The organism is Miniimonas arenae, assembly GCF_006351005.1.
In the GTDB taxonomy this organism is placed as follows: domain Bacteria; phylum Actinomycetota; class Actinomycetes; order Actinomycetales; family Beutenbergiaceae; genus Miniimonas; species Miniimonas arenae.
In genome coordinates this window covers 45,691-63,568 of sequence record NZ_VENP01000013.1, presented here as the reverse complement: position 1 = coordinate 63,568, position 17,878 = coordinate 45,691, and the positions used below count along the sequence as shown (strand labels likewise).

General features: G+C 74.5%; 10 protein-coding genes, 1 tRNA gene and 1 pseudogene. 5 read left to right on the top strand and 7 right to left on the bottom strand.

All coding sequences use genetic code 11. From position 1 onward, the window contains the following. Positions 1-737 precede the first annotated feature (737 nt). The 5 genes from thrB to FH969_RS05310 all read right to left on the bottom strand — a co-directional run bounded on the left by thrB (position 738) and on the right by FH969_RS05310 (position 7,084). Positions 738-1,634 carry a homoserine kinase gene (thrB, locus tag FH969_RS05330; protein ID WP_139986391.1) on the bottom strand — a complete coding sequence of 299 codons (897 nt, stop codon included), beginning with the start codon at positions 1,632-1,634 and terminating at the stop codon, positions 738-740. A 9-nt stretch (positions 1,635-1,643) separates the two neighbouring features. Further along, complete coding sequence (gene thrC / locus FH969_RS05325) at positions 1,644-2,705, bottom strand: threonine synthase (RefSeq protein WP_139986390.1); 1,062 nt, start codon at positions 2,703-2,705, stop codon at positions 1,644-1,646. Positions 2,706-2,813: 108 nt separating this feature from the next. Further along, positions 2,814-4,154, bottom strand: a complete 1,341-nt coding sequence (locus tag FH969_RS05320) for a homoserine dehydrogenase (protein ID WP_139986396.1) — start codon at positions 4,152-4,154, stop codon at positions 2,814-2,816. 177 nt (positions 4,155-4,331) lie between these two features. Next, a complete protein-coding gene (lysA, locus tag FH969_RS05315; RefSeq protein ID WP_139986389.1) occupies positions 4,332-5,732 on the bottom strand; it encodes a diaminopimelate decarboxylase in 1,401 nt (466 codons plus the stop codon). A 182-nt stretch (positions 5,733-5,914) separates the two neighbouring features. Then, entirely contained in the window at positions 5,915-7,084 is a 1,170-nt protein-coding gene (locus tag FH969_RS05310) for a hypothetical protein (RefSeq protein WP_139986388.1), read from the bottom strand. Between the two features lie 100 nt (positions 7,085-7,184). Between FH969_RS05310 and FH969_RS05305 the strand changes: the two genes are divergently transcribed. Both FH969_RS05305 and FH969_RS05300 read left to right on the top strand, forming a co-directional pair. After that, a tRNA-Arg gene (locus FH969_RS05305) sits at positions 7,185-7,257 on the top strand. A gap of 160 nt (positions 7,258-7,417) precedes the next feature. Beyond that, a complete protein-coding gene (locus tag FH969_RS05300; RefSeq protein WP_108717913.1) occupies positions 7,418-8,332 on the top strand; it encodes an aldose 1-epimerase family protein in 915 nt (304 codons plus the stop codon). 163 nt (positions 8,333-8,495) lie between these two features. On the opposite strand, the gene FH969_RS05295 is transcribed toward FH969_RS05300, so the two are convergent. After that, entirely contained in the window at positions 8,496-10,097 is a 1,602-nt protein-coding gene (locus FH969_RS05295) for a M23 family metallopeptidase (RefSeq protein WP_180359676.1), read from the bottom strand. A gap of 500 nt (positions 10,098-10,597) precedes the next feature. On the opposite strand from FH969_RS05295, the gene FH969_RS05290 reads away from it, so the two are divergent. From FH969_RS05290 to FH969_RS05280, 3 genes are all read left to right on the top strand, one after another. Then, positions 10,598-11,374: a response regulator transcription factor gene (locus FH969_RS05290; protein ID WP_139986386.1), complete on the top strand. Its 777-nt coding sequence runs from the start codon at positions 10,598-10,600 to the stop codon at positions 11,372-11,374. Between the two features lie 12 nt (positions 11,375-11,386). Beyond that, complete coding sequence (locus FH969_RS05285) at positions 11,387-12,538, top strand: HAMP domain-containing sensor histidine kinase (protein WP_234417751.1); 1,152 nt, start codon at positions 11,387-11,389, stop codon at positions 12,536-12,538. A 289-nt stretch (positions 12,539-12,827) separates the two neighbouring features. Next, on the top strand, positions 12,828-16,817 hold the full coding sequence (locus tag FH969_RS05280; RefSeq protein ID WP_281285335.1) for a multifunctional oxoglutarate decarboxylase/oxoglutarate dehydrogenase thiamine pyrophosphate-binding subunit/dihydrolipoyllysine-residue succinyltransferase subunit: 3,990 nt from the start codon (positions 12,828-12,830) through the stop codon (positions 16,815-16,817). A gap of 158 nt (positions 16,818-16,975) precedes the next feature. Here the strand turns inward: FH969_RS05280 and FH969_RS16135 are convergent. Then, positions 16,976-17,820, bottom strand: a pseudogene (locus FH969_RS16135) (GlxA family transcriptional regulator). Between the last annotated feature and the right edge of the window lie 58 nt (positions 17,821-17,878).

Here is a 17,878-nt window from a genome sequence, read left to right as displayed (position 1 = left end):
CGACTCCGGCGCGAGAGAGGGCCGAGGCGCACTCGCCAGCCTCGGCACGAGCGACGACGCCGACACTGCGGTGGGCCGCCCACCGCTCGGCGCCACAACCATCGACATCGACATCGACATCGACGCCCCCGCGGACGCCCGCGCGGGCGAACGGCGCGGCCCACTACCAACACCAACCGGCTCTGCCGCCACCCCGCTCACCCCCTCGTCAGCCAACCCCACGCGAATCGAACGCGTGTACCTATCGTACGTCTTTAGTAGCAGAAGTACACCCCCCAGTTTGACCTGTGGACACAGGTTCACCGATGCAAACTGGGGACAGCCGACGACTCCGAATGAGAGTTCCGGAGAGGCTCGTCGGGGTGCCGAGACGCGACAGCGACGCAGAAGAGACACAGAGAAGAAGCGCAGGACAGCGCCGTGGGTGGGAGAACGGAGTGCTGTCTCCTCGCCAAGTCCGAGCAGACGCACGTACCGCAAGGCTGGAAGGTGCAGCGCGTGCCTGAGCCCGGCAGCCTGGTCGACGGGCCGAAGACGTGTCCCACGAGGGGACACACGGCCACGCGCGGCGTACAAGGATGGCCCGCGGTTCGCGCGGCGAACGCGGGCGCGGCGGAGGATGACACCGCGGACAGCTGACTGCCGACGGCTGAGCGAGCTGACCGCCGAACATCCGAACAGACCGACCACCCGGCGAACCGACCACGCGCCAAGCCCGCCGCCGCTCCCCGAACGACTCAGTCGAGCAGCCGCGCCCCGGTCTGGTCCACGTCCAGCACGTGGGCCGTCCAGCCCTCCCCCGCGAGCGACGCGCGCAGGCCCGCGGGCACGACGTCGAGCACGAGCACCGTCGGACCGGCACCCGAGATGACGGCGGGCAGCCCGAGGGCCCGCAGTCGCCCGAGGAGCGCGGTGCTCGCCGGCAGCACGTCGGCCCGGTATTGCTGGTGCAGCCGGTCCCGCGTCGCCTCGAGGAAGAGGTCGGCTCGGCCCGAGAGGGCGAGCACGAGCAGCGCGGTCCGCGCCCCTGTGAACGCCGCGTCGGCGTGCGGCACGGTCGCCGGCAGCACCGAACGGGCCACCTTCGTGGCCAGCGACGTCTGCGGCACGAGCGCCGTCACGGTCAGTGCCGGATCGACCGCCAGCCGAACCGCGTCGACCTCGCCCTCCTGAGGTGTCCAGGCGAGCGTGGCCCCACCGAGCACCGCCGCGGCGGCGTTGTCGGGATGCCCCTCCCACTCGCTCGCCAGCTCGAGCACCGTGGCGTCGCCGAGCGCCTCGGGCTCCGAGATGAGCCCACGCGCGGCAACGAGCCCGGCGACCACCGCGGCTGCCGAGGAACCCAGGCCCCGCCCGTGCGGGATCGCGTTCCGAGCGCGCAGGTCGAGACCGACCTGCGGCGCCCGCGCGATCTCGAGCCCGGCCCGGACGGCCTGGACGACGAGGTGATCCTCGCCGTCGGGCACGGTTCCTGCCCCCTCGCCCTCGACGTGCGTGCGCGTGGCGCCCGTCGTGGCGCGCACCTCGACCACGTCGTGCAGACCGAGCGCGAGCCCGAACGCGTCGAATCCCGGCCCCAGGTTCGCGCTCGTCGCGGGCACCTGCACCCGGACGACGTCGCGGACGATCCGCACGGCCGGCCCTCAGCCGAGGCCGAGGACGTCGGCCACGGCCGCCGTCGTCGGGGGGACCACGACCGGCGAGATGACGGTGTCGCCGAGCGCCGTGGCGGTGTCCTTGAGCCCGTTGCCCGTCACGGTGCACACGATCGTCGCGCCGGCAGGGACGTCACCGGCCTCGGCACGGGCCAGCAGGCCGGCCACGGAGGCGGCGGAGGCGGGTTCCACGAACACGCCGACCTCGCTCGCGATGAGCGCCTGGGCGTCGAGGATCTCGGCGTCGGACACGGCGTCGATCCGGCCGCCGGAGTCGTCCCGAGCGGCGACCGCGAGCGCCCATGACGCCGGGTTGCCGATCCGGATGGCGGTCGCGATCGTCTCGGGGTGCTCCACCGGCTCGCCCTTGACGAACGGTGCGGCGCCCTCGGCCTGCACACCCCACATCACGGGGGTGCGGGTGGCGCGTCCCTCGGCCGCGTACTCGCGGTAGCCCATCCAGTACGCCGAGATGTTCCCCGCGTTCCCGACCGGCAGCACGTGGATCGTGGGGGCGTCCCCGAGCGCGTCGACGATCTCGAACGCCGCGGTCTTCTGGCCCTGCAGGCGGTAGGGGTTGACCGAGTTCACGAGTGCGACGTCGGGGCGCGTGCCGAGCTCGCGCACCACGCGCAGCCCGTCGTCGAAGTTCCCCTCGAGGGAGACGAGCGTCGCCCCGTGCACGATCGCCTGCGCCAGCTTGCCCGCCGCGATCTTCCCCGCGGGGAGCACGACGGCGCAGGCCAGGCCCGCGCGGGCGGCGTAGGCCGCAGCGCTCGCCGAGGTGTTCCCGGTCGACGCGCAGACCACGAGGGCCGGCCCGGTCGCGAGCACCTTCGAGACCGCGACCGTCATGCCGCGGTCCTTGAACGACCCGGTCGGGTTCGCGCCCTCGACCTTGAGGAACACCCGGCCGCCCACGCGCTCCGACAGCGCGGGCGCCTCGACGAGCGGCGTGCCCCCCTCGCCGAGCGTGACCACCGGGTCCCCCGGCTCGATCGGCAGGTGGTCGGCGTACTCGGCGATGATGCCGCGCCACTGGTGGGCCATGGGTCTTCCTCCTGCTGGGCCGCGCGGGGCGCGGGGGTCGAGACGGGTCGAGACGGGTCGAGGTGAACGGACGGGGACGTGGAGGTCGAAGAGGCGAGTCAGCCGGACTCAGGGACGCTCGACGCGGTGCACGGCGAGGATCTCGGTGAGCTCGTGCGCCTCGCGCAGCGCGGCCACCGTGCGGGCGAGCGAGGCCTCGTCGGCGTCGTGCGTCACGACGACGAGGACCGCCGTGCCCGACGTCGACGGGCTCTGCTGCACGGACTCGATGGAGACGCCGTTGTCGGCGACGAGCGAGGCGATGCGCGCGAGCACGCCCGGGCGGTCCTCCGCCTCGAGCGTCATCTGCATCCGGCTGCGGACGTGGTCGGGGCTCGCGAGCGGGAGCTCGGCGTACGCGGACTCCGCGGGCGCGCGGCCGCCCTGCACCCGGTGCCGCGCGGCGGCGACCACGTCGCCGAGCACGGCGCTCGCCGTCGGGCGCCCGCCGGCGCCGGCGCCGTAGAACATGAGCCGCCCCGCGGCCTCCGCCTCCACCACGACGGCGTTGAACGCACCGCCCACGCCCGCGAGGGGATGCGCAGCGGGCAGGACCGCCGGGTGCACGCGCAGCGCGACGGCCTCGCCGTCGGCCGTGGCCACCCGCTCGACGATCGCGAGCAGCTTGATGACGCCGCCCATCCGCCGCGCCGTGTCGATGTCGCGCGCGGTGATCGACGTGATGCCCTCGCGCGCGACGTCGTCCATCGACACGCGGGTGTGGAAGGCCAGCGACGCGAGGATCGCCGCCTTGGCCGCGGCGTCGTACCCCTCGACGTCGGCGGTCGGGTCGGCCTCGGCGTAGCCGAGCTCCTGCGCCCGCGCCAGGGCGTCCGCGAAGTCCAGTCCGCCGGTCGTCATCTGGTCGAGGATGTAGTTCGTGGTGCCGTTGACGATGCCGAGCACGCGCTGGACGCGGTCGCCCGCGAGAGACTCGCGCACGCCGCGCACCACGGGGACGGCGCCCGCCACCGCGGCCTCGTAGAGGATGTCGACGCCCGCCGCGTCCGCCGCCTCGTACAGCTCGGGGCCGTGCGCGGCGAGCAGCGCCTTGTTCGCGGTGACGACGGACGCGCCGTTCCGGATCGCCGCGTGCACGAGCTCGCGTGCACGGGTGGTGCCGCCGATGAGCTCGACCACGACGTCGGCACGCGCCACGAGCGCGTCGGCGTCGCCCGTGAGCAGGTCGCGCGGCACGGCGGGGTCGCGGTCGGCCGCCGCGTCGCGCACCCCGACGCCCACGAGCTCGACCGGGGCGCCCACCCGGGCACCGATCTCCTCGCCGTGCTCCACGAGCACCCGAGCGACCTGCGTCCCGACCGTCCCGCACCCGAGCAGTGCCACCCGGACGGCGGACGGCGCCGCCGAGGCACCCGAGGTGAACGGCGCTGGAGACGCCGGGGCAGGCAGGGACACGACACGCTCCTGGAGCTGGCGGGGGCCCGTGCGGGCGGCGGACAGGTCGGTCCCCCACCCTAGCCTCCGGCGCCCGTGCTCCCGGGCCGTGTCCAGGGTCCGACGGCGAGCGCCAGTCGGTCGACGAGCGCCCGCAGGTGGGACGCTCCCGACGGCGAGCGTCCACCCTCCTCACCCCAGGTCGAGCGCGAGCAGGTCCTCGACCGTCTCGCGTCGCACGATCGGCGTCGCCACGCCGTCGCGCACCGCCACCACGCCGGGCCGCGGCACGAGGTTGTACTGGCTCGCCATCGAGCGCCCGTAGGCACCCGTCGTCGCGACGGCGAGCAGGTCGCCCGCCCGCATGTCGCCCGGCAGGAGCACGTCGTGCACCACGACGTCGCCGCTCTCGCAGTGCTTGCCGACCACCCGCGCCAGCACGCCCGGCGCCCGGCTCGCCCGCCCGACGACCTCCGCGTGGTAGCGCGCGTCGTACAGCGCGGTCCGGATGTTGTCGCTCATGCCGCCGTCCACCGAGACGTACAGGCGCGTCGCGCCGTCCGGGGACGTCGCCGGGAGCGCGACCTCCTTGACGGTGCCCACCGTGTAAAGGGTGAGGCCCGCAGGCCCGGCGATGGACCGCCCGGGCTCGAAGGAGACGTCCGGCACGCTCGTCCCGGTCTCCTGCGCGGCGCGCACGACGGCGCCCGCGGTCTCCTTCGCGATGCGCTCGGGCTCGAGCTCGACCTCGCCGGGCAGGTAGGCGACGCCGAACCCACCCCCCAGGTCGACCTCGCCGACGAGCACGCCGGTGCGCGCGGCGAGGTCGGCGCGCAGCGCCATGACGGCCCCGGCGGCCGCGTCGAACCCGGCCGCGTCGAGGATCTGGCTGCCGATGTGGGAGTGCAGCCCGACCAGGTCCAGCTCCTCCCGCGCGAGCACCGCGAGGAGGGCGCGCATCGCCGGGGAGGTCTCGCCGTCGTGCGCGTGCAGCGAGAGCCCGAACTTCTGGTCCTCGTGCGCGGTGGAGATGAACTCGTGCCCCCCGGCGTGCACCCCCGTCGTCACGCGCACCATCACAGGCGCACGCCCGCCCAGCCGCGCGGCCGCGTCGGCCACGCGGGTCACCTCCGGCTCGGAGTCCAGCACGATCCGCCCGACGCCGGAACGCAGCGCGAGCTCGATCTCCTCGTCCGACTTGTTGTTCCCGTGCAGCCCGATCTGGGCCCCGGGCACGCCGGCCGACAGCGCCGTGGTCAGCTCGCCGAGCGTGGCGGTGTCGATCCGCAGCCCCTCCTGGGTCATCCAGCGCGCGACGGCGCGGCACAGGAAGGCCTTGCCCGCGTAGTACACCTCCGCGTGCGCGCCGACGTCGGCGAACGCCGCGGTGAACGCGTCGCGGAACGCGCGCGCCCGCGCGCGCATGTCCGCCTCGTCCACGACGTACAGCGGTGTGCCGAAGCGCGCCGCGAGGTCGTGCACGCCCACGCCGCCGACGGCGAGCGCACCCTCCGCGGTGCGGCTCGCCGTCGCGGGCCACGGCAGGCCGAGGGGTCCGGGTCGCGCGTCCGGCTCGGTGAGGCTCGCGGTCATCTCGCTCCGATCGTGGGAGGTGCGGGGAAGTCGTGCGTCGTCGTCGGCCGACGTGGCCGGGGAGGCGGCCTGCCGACCGCGGACGGTCGCCGGTCGTGGGCCGACCTCGTCAACGGGCCGGTGGGTGCTCCGGAGTGCCACGGTCGCACACGACCCCTGCGCCGGACCGTCGTCACCCGGGGTCAGAAGTCGAGGCCGTGGTAGAAGTCGAGCGCGGCCTCGGCGTCCTCGGCCACCACCGTGTAGGAGCCGAGGTCCTCGTCGTTCCACACGATCGTGACGAGGCCGTCCTCGTTGAAGATCCAGTAGGTGCCGGACGCCTCGTCGTCGGGGAAGACCGGGCCGCTCTCGACGGCCGTCCCGATCGTCGCGGCCGTCGCCTGGGCGTCGGCGGCGGCCGCCTCGGAGGTCCCGAACCGGGAGGCGGTCAGCGTGACCGGCACGGCCGCGCCGGCGAACACGCCGACGTAGGACTCGGTCGACCCCGCGGGCGGCACCGGGTTCGTCACGTACCCGGGGGCCCCGAGCGTGAACGTGGTGCCCGAGGGGCCGTCGGAGCCGAACTCTCCGCCGGTGACCTCGGTGGGTAGCGCGGCGAGCAGCGGCCCGCCCGCGGTGGCGGCGGTGCCGACGTCGCCCGACGCCGTCGGACCGGCGGTCGCACCGGTCCCGTCGTCCGAGCGGTTGAACCAGATCACCACACCGATGAGCACGACGACGGCGACGACCGCGGCGGCCACGAGGGCCCGGGTCCGCGTCCCGAGCGCCCCCCGGGCGCTCCGACCTCGCGCAGGCTCGGCGCCCTGTCCCGAGCGCGTCCGCTCACGCCGGCCGCCCGACACGGGGGCCTCGCCCGGGGCGTGCCCGTCGCCCGCCGTGCCCACGCTCACGGTCGGTGCACCGAGGACCGGTGCCGCGCCGTCGGGGGCTAGTGGTGTCGAGCCGGACGGCGGCGCCGAGGCCGCGGGCTCCCCCGGCGGCGCGCCGCCGGCGGACGGGCCGACCGCGACCCCGCTCGCACGGGTGGAGGCTCCCGCGCCGGCACCGACCGCACCGCCGGCGGCCCGCGCGGCGCGCGCCTCCCGCAGCTGGCGCCGCGTCATCCCGACGAGGACGTCGGGCTCCGCGGGCAGCGGCGGCGTGGGCGCGGCCGGAACCTGCACGGCGGGAACGGGGCCGGGAATCGTCGGCACCGACGGTGACGAGGAGCCCGCGCCCCCGCCCTCGGACGCGTCGTCGTCCTGCGGCAGGTAGGAGGTGGACAGCTCGTCCTCGCCCGCACGCAGGTACGCGTACGGGTCGGACGGCTCTGCGCCGGCGCCTCGGCCGGGTGTCCTGTGCTGGTCGCTCAAGGGTCCCCTCCTCACGGGTCACCCTAGACACAAATGCGCAGGCGCTCTCACCGGACTGGTACTCTCGTGTGTCGCATCCCGCCGTCGGCGAGGCGCACAGGCACCCGTAGCTCAGTGGATAGAGCGTCTGCCTCCGGAGCAGAAGGTCGCTGGTTCGAATCCAGTCGGGTGTACTCCGCACAGGGCCTCTGACCTGGGACGACGTCCCGGCTTTGGAGGCCCTGCACCCTTCTCGGGACGGTGTCGAGACGCGCTCAGCGGCCACCCGGGGAGTGCCCGGCACGGCGGCACCGAGCCGGCGCGGACGGCTGATCGACTCAGTAGGCTGCCGTCATGCCCTCCCCCACCGGATCCCAGTTCGTCCTGCACGACGCCGACTCCAACGCCACGGCCGTCGTCACCGAGGTGGGGGCGTCGCTGCGCTCGTTCGCCGTGGCCGGCCGCGACGTCGTGGTGAGCTACCCGGAGTCCGACCTCTCCCCCGCAGGTCACGGCGCGATCCTCGCCCCGTGGCCGAACCGCCTCGACCACGGCCGCTACACGTGGGACGGCGAGACCTACCAGGTCCCGATCACCGAGGTGGAGCGGTCCACCGCCCTGCACGGCCTCGTGCAGCACGTGCGCTGGTCCCTCGTGGACGCCACGACGACGCAGCTCGTCCTCGCCGTCGACACGGTGCCCGTCGGCGGCTACCCGTGGCAGCTGGAGATGCTCGCGACGTACACGCTGCACGGCGCCGACCTGGTCATCGAGGTCGACGCGACGAACGCCTCCGCCACGGCGGCGCCCTACGGCATCGGCTTCCACCCGTGGCTGCACCCGGGACCGGGCGGCCTGAACGCCGCGAGCCTTCGCCTCGACGCGACGCAGTGGGTCCGCCCGGACGAGCGCCTGCTCCCGGCAGGCGTCGAGGACCTCCCGGCGGACTTCGACTTCCGCACCGAGCGCGCCTACGGCACGACGGACCTCGACGACGCGTTCGTCGGCGTCACCCGGGACGCCGACGGGCTGTCGTGGATCCGGCTCACCGGTGACGACGGCCGCACGGCGGCGGTCTGGATGGACGACTCGATGGACACCTGGCAGGTGTGCTCCGGCGACCACATCGGCGCCGTTCCCTACCGTCGCGCAGGCCTCGCCGCCGAGCCGATGAGCTGCATCGCGGACGCCTTCAACAGCGAGGACCGCCTGGTCCGGCTCGAACCGGGCGCGACGGCGAGCGTGCGCTGGGGACTGTCGCTGCGGTGAGCGCCACCGTCGGCCCGTCGCTCAGGTGACGGGCCGACGGTGGCGCCCCGCGGGCGCGAGGTCGCCGCGTGAGGTGAGCTGCGCCGTCGGGCACGAGGCTCCGACGCCGAAGCGGCCCCGGCGGGCGAGGAGTGGTCCGGGTGGCCCCGGCGAACGCGGCGCGTCAGGCGCAGACGGCGCCCGAGGTGGTGATCGGCGTCGCGTCGTGCGACTGCAGCCACGCCAGAGGGTCGACGGCGCTCGCGACGGAGTCCGACGTGTCGCCGACGTGGATCTCGAGGTGCAGGTGCGGCCCCGTCGAGTTCCCGTAGCTGCCGGCCTCGCCGATCACGTCGCCGACGCTGACCTTGTCGCCGACGTTCACGAACACGCCGTCCGGGTACATGTGGATGTACCACGACTCGACCTTCTGGCCGTCGATCTCGTGCTCGATGATGACGAGCATCCCCGAGCGGCCCTCCTTGCCGGCGCCGGCGTAGATGACGGTGCCGTCGGCGATCGCGTGGATCGGCGTGCCGAGCGGGGCCGCGAAGTCCTGGCCGAGGTGCTCCGAGCCCCACCGCGGACCGAAGGCGGACGTCAGACGGTAGACCCCGTCCTGGACCGGCATCGAGAGCGTGAGGTACTCGCTGGAGTCCATCGCGGCGAGCGCGCCGTTCGCGGCGGCCTCGTCGGGCGCGCCGCACGTCGGGAGCGTCGAACGCTCCTCGGACCGGGAGGCGGTGATCTCGCTGCGCGCCTCCGCCAGCTGGTCCGCGGCCAGCAGCGCGGCGGTGTCCTCGCTGCCGGCGGCGCTCGACGCACCGGCGTCCGTCGCGGCCTGCGCCGCGGCTGCGGGGGTGGCGGTGAGGGTGTCGAGGGCGCTCGCGTCGGCCAGCGGGGTGGCGGAGGCCTCGTTCGCCTGCCGCTGCTGCGCCGACAGGAACGGCGTGAGCACCGTGGCAGCGCCGAGGGCGGTCAGCACCGCGACGCGGGGCGCCCAGTGCGTGAACCGGTGACCGGCGCGCGCGGGCTCCTGCGGAACCGAGGGCATCGCCGGGCTTGCCGGGGTCGGCGGCACGGGCGGCGTGGGCGGCACGGGCGGGTGCCCGCCGCGCCGCTCGCGCGCACGGATGCGGCGCAGCACGACGGTGTCGTCGTCACGCTGGGCGACCGACCTCTCGGCCGGTGGCACCGACGCGCTGAACGCGGTGGCGGCGATCGCGATGCGGCTGAGGGTCACGGCGACCGAGGCGAGCTCGGCCTGGGTGCCCGAGGCGTCCGGCTCGACCGTCGACGCGACAGCGTCGAGGCAGCCGCCGGCCCCCGCTGCGTCGGCGGCCTCCACGGCGGCGACGGCGACGGCGTCAGCGGCCTCCACGGCGACGGTCGGCGTGTCGGGGGCCGCCGGCATGGCGGCGGTGGCGGCGAGGCGCGCCACGTCGTGGGTCACGTCAGCGGTCGGCGACTGGACGGGTGCTGCCGTCGTGGCGGCCGCCTCGACCGGCGCGGCCGTCGCGACCGACTCGGCCGGCGCGACGGCAGCAGCCGCGATCGCCGCGGGAGCAGCGGTCTCGACGGGCGCCGTCGCGGTCACGACCGGCTGCACCGGCGGAGCCAGCACGGCGACGGGAGAAGCGGCTGGCACAGCCCCCGCAGAGGACGCCGGCGCCGACGCCGCGGCGGTCGCCCGCATCGCGCGGCGCGTGAGCGGCGCGGGGGTCACCGGAGCGAGGGCGAGGGCCGCGGAGACGAGCTCGGCGGCGGTCACCGGAGCAGCAGTCACCGGAGCGGCGGTCACCGGAGCGGCGGTCGCAGCAGGAGTGGACGGAGCCTCGGGAGCCGACACGGTCGCGACCGGGGTCGAAACTACCGGCCTCGAGACGCCGCCTGTCGGCATCGCGGCGCGGTCGACCTCGAGTGACGAGCGCTCCCGCGCGGCGCGCAGCTCGCGGCGGGTCGGAACGGCCTGGGCGTCGAACCGAGCACCGGTGACCGCGTCATCGACGGTGACGGCCAGTGCTGCGTGACGAGCGTGCGGAGCGGCGACAGCGGCGAGTCGTCGGGCGCGGCGGGTGCCGGGAGCGGGCACCGTGGCGTCGGTCGACAGCACGCTCACACGTCCTCCGAGGTCTCGGGTGAGGGCCGCCCCGCAAGTTTCGGGCTCGCGTGAACGCGTTCCGAACAGGGGGTGGCGAGATCACGAAACTGTAACGCACCCGTCCGAGCGCCGCCACGCGGTGCGAGCACCGTCACACGCCCTGTGGATCGTGGCACCCTGGGGCCATGACCTCTGGTGCACAGCGGGCGACGGTGTCCGGCCCTGTCGGCCCGGCCGGCCAGGGCGGCGAACCCACCACCCGGGTCCTCGTCGTGGAGGACTCCCCCGAGATCGCGACCCAGGTCTCCCGGCGGTTCGCCGCGGAGGGCTGGGAGGTGCGGGTCGCGACCGACGGGCCGTCCGGCGTCGAGAACGCGCGCAGCTACTCCCCGCACGTCATCGTGCTCGACGTCATGCTGCCGGGCTTCGACGGCCTCGAGGTGTGCCGGCGCATCCAGGCCGACGACGCGCGTGCGATCCCCATCCTCATGCTCACCGCGCGCGACGACGAGACCGACCTCCTCGTCGGGCTCGGTGTCGGCGCCGACGACTACATGACCAAGCCGTTCTCGATGCGCGAGCTCGTCGCCCGGGTCAAGGCGCTGCTGCGCCGCCACGAGCGCACCTCGCGCGTCGCCGTCGCGGACGTGAGCTCGCCGTCGGGCCCTCCGCCGATCGAGCTCGGCGACCTCTTCATCGATCGCGCGCAGCGCCGCGTGAGCCGCGCGGGCGAGGAGGCCCACCTCACGCCGACCGAGTTCGACCTGCTCGTCTGCCTCGCCTCGTCCCCGCGCACCGTCCTCACGCGCGAGCGGCTGCTCGAGGAGGTGTGGGACTGGATCGACGCGAGCGGCACGCGCACCGTCGACTCCCACATCAAGGCGCTGCGCCGCAAGCTGGGCTCCGACCTCATCCGCACGGTGCACGGCGTCGGGTACTCGCTCGAGCCGCCCACCGTCTAGCGGCGCCGCGACGTGCGCGCGACCTCTGCGGGTGCCCGGCACGCGCGGCGCACCCCGACCGAGACGCTGCGGTACGCCGTCGACGTCCGCCCCCTGGACCGGCTGCGCACCATCCGGATGAAGCTCGGCGTGCTCGTCGCGGCGTCGGTCACCGTGTCCTCGATCATCGTCTGGACCGGACGCAACCTCGACGCGCGCTGGTACATGACGTTCCCGTTCGCGATCGCGCTGGCCCTGCTCGTCACCCAGGTCCTCGCGCGCGGGATGACGTCACCCCTGCGCGAGATGACGGCCGCCGCGCGCGCGATGTCGGGCGGGGACTACTCGATCCGGGTGCGCACCACCAGCCGCGACGAGGTGGGCCAGCTGGGGCACGCGTTCAACGCCATGGCCGCCGACCTCGCCAGCCTCGCCGAGGCGCAGCGCGCCATCGTCGCCAACGTGTCGCACGAGCTGCGCACGCCGATCGCCGCGCTCATGGCGCAGCTGGAGAACATGGTCGACGGCGTGACCGAGCCCGACCACGAGGCCCTCGAGTCCGCCCTCGCCCAGACCGAGCGGCTCACGAGACTCGTGACCTACCTGCTCGACCTGTCCCGGCTCGAGGCGGGGGCCGCGGGCCTGCACCTGCAGGACGTCCCCGTCCGCGACGTCGTGGAGGAGGTGGTGGACGCCGCCGCGCACGCCGCACGCGCCAACGGCCGCGAGGTGGAGTGGCGCATCGACGTGCCGTCCGACCTCATGTTCCGCGTCGACACCGAGCGTCTGCACCAGATCCTGCTCAACCTCCTGTCGAACGCGAGCCGTCACTCCCCCACGGGCGGCACGGTCCGGGTGGTGGGCAGCGCGCCCGACCCGACGCACGTCCGGCTCGACGTCGTCGACGCCGGGTCCGGCATCCCTGCCCAGGAGCGCAGCCGGATCTTCGAGCGGTTCGAGCGCGGCACCGCGGGTCCGGCGCTCGACGGCACCACCAGCGGCGGCACCGGGCTCGGCCTCGCGATCGCCCGCTGGGCCGCCGACCTGCACGGCGGCCGCCTCGAGGCCGTCGAGCCGGCCGCCGCCGGGGTGCGCACCGGTGCGGTCTTCCGCCTCACCCTTCCGGCCGGCGGCCCGGGCACGGGTGGGCCCTCCTCCGGCGGCACGACGGCGAGCGCCGGCTGAGGCGGTCGGCCCACCTCTGGCACGGTGTGCGTCGCCCGGCGGCCCGACGGCGAGCGCCGGCCGAGGCGGCCGGCTCGCCTCCGCGCGGCGTCCGCGGCGCGTCCGCGCTGCGGTACCGCGGCGCGGTGGCTTTGCCGCCCCCGGGCGTCCACATGATCGGGGTTTGGTCAACCGATGGCCGCGTGGGGACGTTTGCGCTGATCAGTGGCCATTTCGGGGTGCCGCGCCGTTCGCCGACCTGGGTACAAGGGCCTAGGCTGGGACCGCTCGGACAGACGAGGACGACGGAGTGAGCAGCGTGTCGGAAACCAGTGCCAGGTCCACCTCCCTGACGGAGACGTTCGGGGCGAACGAGTGGCTCATCGACGAGATGCGACTCGAGTGGCAGGCGGACCCGGCGTCCGTCACCCGTGAGTGGCGAGCCTTCTTCGAGGCGCAGGGCAACGGTGCGACGCCCACGGGGGGCTCGGCCGCCGCCGGCCCCGCGCCGTCGAGCGCGCCCGCCGCACCCAGCGAAACCGCCGCCCCCGGCGCGGCTCCCGCCGCGACCGAGGCCCCCACCGCCCCGCCGGCCGCACGGCCCGCGCCGACGTCGAACGGGTCGAGCGCGAACGGGCAGGCCGCCCGCGCGGCGGCGACGCCCCCGAAGGCCGCACCCGCCGCACCGGCACCCGCCCCGCGCCCCGAGGCCCCGGAGGGCCCCGCCCGGCAGCAGGCAGCGCCGTCAGCACAGGCGGCCAAGACGGCCCAGTCGGCGCCGCCTGCCGCGCGCGCCACGTCGCCGCACACCGACCCGCGCGGCGAGCTCGCCACCGAGTCGCACGTGCGCGCCGACCTCCCCCCGGCCGTGCCGCAGCCGCCCACGGCCGCCTACGCCGCGGAGCTCACGGCCGAGCAGCGCGAGACGGCCGGCCAGGCCGCCGGCGTGACTCCCCTCAAGGGCCCGGCCGCTCGCGTCGTGGTCAACATGGAGACCTCGCTGTCCGTCCCGACCGCGACGAGCGTGCGCGCGATCCCGGCCAAGCTGCTCGTGGACAACCGCATCGTCGTGAACAACCACCTCGCCCGCACCCGCGGCGGCAAGGTGTCCTTCACCCACCTCATCGGCTTCGCGGTCGTCGAGGCCCTCGCCGAGATGCCGGAGATGAACGCGGGTTACCGCGAGGTCAACGGCAAGCCCGCCGTCGAGCGTCCCGAGCACGTCAACCTCGGCCTGGCGATCGACCTCGCCAAGCCGGACGGCACCCGCCAGCTCCTCGTGCCCTCGATCAAGGGCGCCGAGGGCATGGACTTCGGCGAGTTCTGGGCCACGTACGAGACGCTCGTGCGCCGCGCCCGGGGCGGCAAGCTCACCGCCGACGACTTCGCCGGCACCACGATCTCGCTCACCAACCCCGGCACGATCGGCACGGTGCACTCGGTGCCGCGCCTCATGCAGGGCCAGGGCACGATCATCGGCGTCGGCGCGATGGACTACCCCGCCGAGTTCCAGGGCGCGTCTCCGGACACGCTCGCCAACCTCGGCATCTCCAAGGTCCTCACGATCACCTCGACGTACGACCACCGGATCATCCAGGGCGCCCAGAGCGGCGACTTCCTGCGGATCATCCACACCAAGCTGATCGGCGAGGACGGCTTCTACGACCGCGTGTTCGCGGCGCTGCGGATCCCATACGAGCCGGTGCGCTGGCGCACCGACATCGTCGAGGACCCCACGACGGCGCTCGGCAAGCCCGCACGGATCGCCGAGCTCATCCACTCCTACCGCTCGCGCGGCCACCTCATGGCCGACACCGACCCGCTGGCCTACCGCCAGCGTCGCCACCCCGACCTCGACGTGGCCAACCACGCCCTGAGCCTGTGGGACCTGGACCGCACGTTCCCCACCGGCGGGTTCGGCGGCACGCCGCAGGCGACGCTGCGCGACATCCTGTCCCGGCTGCGGGACGCCTACTGCCGCACGGTCGGCTCGGAGTACATGCACCTGCACGACCCGCGGCAGCGCCGCTGGCTGCAGGAGCGGCTCGAGGCGGGCTACACCAAACCCTCCCGGGAGACGGTGCGCCGGATCATCCACAAGCTCAACCAGGCCGAGGCGTTCGAGACCTTCCTGCAGACCAAGTACGTCGGCCAGAAGCGGTTCTCCCTCGAGGGCGGGGAGTCGCTGATCCCGCTCCTCGACGTGCTCATCGGGTCCGCGGCCGACTCGGGGCTCGAGGGCGTCGGCATCGGGATGGCCCACCGCGGCCGCCTCAACGTGCTCGCCAACATCGCCGGGAAGTCCTACGCGCAGATCTTCAACGAGTTCGAGGGCAACGTCGACCCCAAGACCGTCCAGGGCTCGGGCGACGTGAAGTACCACCTCGGCACCGTCGGCCACTACACCTCGCCGTCCGGCTCGACCGCACAGGTCTACCTCGCGGCCAACCCCTCCCACCTCGAGGCCGTCAACGCCGTGCTCGAGGGCATCGTGCGGGCCAAGCAGGACCGGCTCGACCTCGGCGGCGACGGCTTCTCCTGGCTCCCCGTGCTCATCCACGGCGACTCGGCCTTCGCGGGCCAGGGCGTCGTCGTGGAGACGCTCAACCTCAGCCAGCTGCGCGGCTACCGCACCGGCGGCACCGTGCACGTCATCGTGAACAACCAGGTCGGCTTCACCACCGGGGCGTCGAGCTCGCGCTCGACGCTGTACCCCACGGACGTCGCCAAGGGCCTGCAGATCCCCGTCTTCCACGTCAACGGGGACGACCCCGAGGCCGTGGCCCGGGTGGCGCAGCTCGCGTTCGACTTCCGCGAGGAGTTCCACAAGGACGTCGTGATCGACGTCGTCTGCTACCGCCGTCGCGGGCACAACGAGGGCGACGACCCGTCAATGACGCAGCCCGTCATGTACTCCCTCATCGAGGGCAAGCAGAGCGTGCGCACGCTGTACACGCAGGCGCTGATCGGTCGCGGGGACCTCTCGAGCGAGGAGGCCGAGCACGCGCTGGCCGACTACCAGGCCGAGCTCGAGCGGGCGTTCCGCGAGACGAAGGACGACGCTCGGACCACCGGCGAGCACCACTCCGGCCTCGAGCGCCCGGAGTCCCAGCGCGAGGACGCCGGGACGATGGTCGGCTGGCAGACCGCGGTGCCCGCGTCCGTGCTCGCCCGCATCGGCGACGCCCACCTCGCCCCGCCCGAGGGCTTCTCGGTGCACCCCAAGCTGGCCCAGCTGCTCGAGCGGCGCGCGGTCGCCTCGCGCGAGGGTGGCATCGACTGGGGCTTCGGCGAGCTCATCGCGTTCGGGTCGCTGGTCCTGGAGGGCACGCCGGTCCGGCTCGCGGGCCAGGACTCGCGCCGGGGCACGTTCGTCCAGCGCCACGCCGTGCTGCACGACCACCGCTCGGGTGCCGAGTGGACGCCGCTGAGCTATCTCTCGCAGGACCAGGCCAAGTTCTGGGTCTACGACTCCTCGCTCTCGGAGTTCGCCGCCCTCGGCTTCGAGTACGGCTACTCCGTGGAGCGGCCGGACGCGCTGGTCCTCTGGGAGGCCCAGTTCGGCGACTTCGTCAACGGCGCCCAGACCATCGTGGACGAGTTCATCTCGGCCTCGGAGCAGAAGTGGGGTCAGCGCAGCTCGGTGGTGCTGCTGCTGCCGCACGGCTACGAGCACCAGGGCCCGGACCACTCCTCGGCCCGCATCGAGCGGTTCCTGCAGCTGTGCGCCGAGCACAACATGACGGTCGCGCAGCCCTCGACGCCCGCGAACTACTTCCACCTGCTGCGCCGCCAGGCGTACGACCGCCCGCGCACGCCCCTGGTCGTCTTCACGCCCAAGCAGCTGCTCCGGCTGCGGGCGGCGACCTCGGGCGTCGAGGACTTCACCACGGGCACGTTCCAGGGCGTGATCGGCGACACGGTGGACCCGAGCAACGTCGACCGCGTGCTGCTGTGCTCGGGCCGCGTCTACTACGACCTGCTGGCCGCCCGCACCAAGGGCGAGCACGGTGCGGACGAGCGCACCGCCATCGTGCGGCTCGAGCAGCTCTACCCGCTGCCCGAGCGCGAGTTCCGCGCGGCGCTCGCGCCCTACGAGGGCGCCGAGCTGCTCTGGGTGCAGGACGAGCCGGCGAACCAGGGCGCGTGGCCCTACCTCGCCGGGATCACGGCGCGCAAGCTCGACGGCGTGCCCGTGCGTCGCGTCTCGCGGCCCTCCTCCGCGGCTCCGTCCACGGGGTCGGCCAAGGTGAGCAAGGCCGAGGCCGAGGACATCGTCCGGGAGGCGTTCGCGCGCTGAGCGCGCTGCACCACCCCGGCGCCGCTCCCGACGTGACGAAGCGCCCGACGGCGAGCCCGCCGTCGGGCGCTTCGTCGTCCTCGGGCGTGGCGTGGGACGCGCGGGCGAGCGTGGTCGCACAGGCCAGGTGCGCCGTCGGGCGCCTCGATCCGCTCGGCTCAGGCGGCGCGGAAACGCTCGCGGTAGGCGCGCGGCGACGTGCCGAGCGTCCGGGCGAAGTGCTGGCGCAGCAGGCGGCCGGCGTCGTGCCGGTCACGGCGCGGAACCGGCGCGCGAACGTGCGCTCCGAGGTGAGCGCCGCGTGGGCGAGCGCACGCACGGACAGGTCCTCTCGCGGGTGGGCGGCGGCCCAGTCCAGGACGCCGCTGAGCGAGTCGTCCGCGCACTCGGGCATCGGCGCGTCGACGAACTGGGCCTGGCCGCCGTCCCGGTGCGGAGGCACGACCATCCGGCGCGCGACGTTCATCGCCTGCTCGGCGCCGAACTCCGTGCGCACGAGGTGCAGGCACGCGTCGATGCCCGCCGCGGTGCCCGCCGAGGTGAGGAGGCGCCCCTCCTGGACGTACAGGACGCCCGGGTCGACGGTGACGGCGGGGTAGCGCTCCGCGAGCGCGGCGGCGTGCATCCAGTGCGTCGTCGCGCGGCGCCCGTCCAGCAGCCCGGCCTGCGCGAGCGCGAAGGCGCCGCTGCACAGGCTCACCACCCAGGCTCCCCGCTCGTGCGCGGCCCGCAACGCCTCGAGCATCGCCGCAGGCGCCTCGGCGTCGACGCGCAGCGGGGTCACCACGAGCACGTCGGCGTCGGCCGCGTCCTCGAGGCCGCGCTCGATCACGAGGTCGAACCCGGCTCGGGTGGGCACGCGGCCCGGCTCGGGGGTGACGACGGCGAAGTCGAACACCGGGCCGCCCGTGTCGCGCCGGTCGATACCGAACACCTCGGCGGCGATGCCGAGCTCGAAGGGCGCGACGTCGGGCAGGACGATCGCGCGGACGGTGTGCAGCACCATCCGGCCACTGTGCCACCGACCGTGGCGGATTTCCATCGAAGGTGGTCCGTTCCGC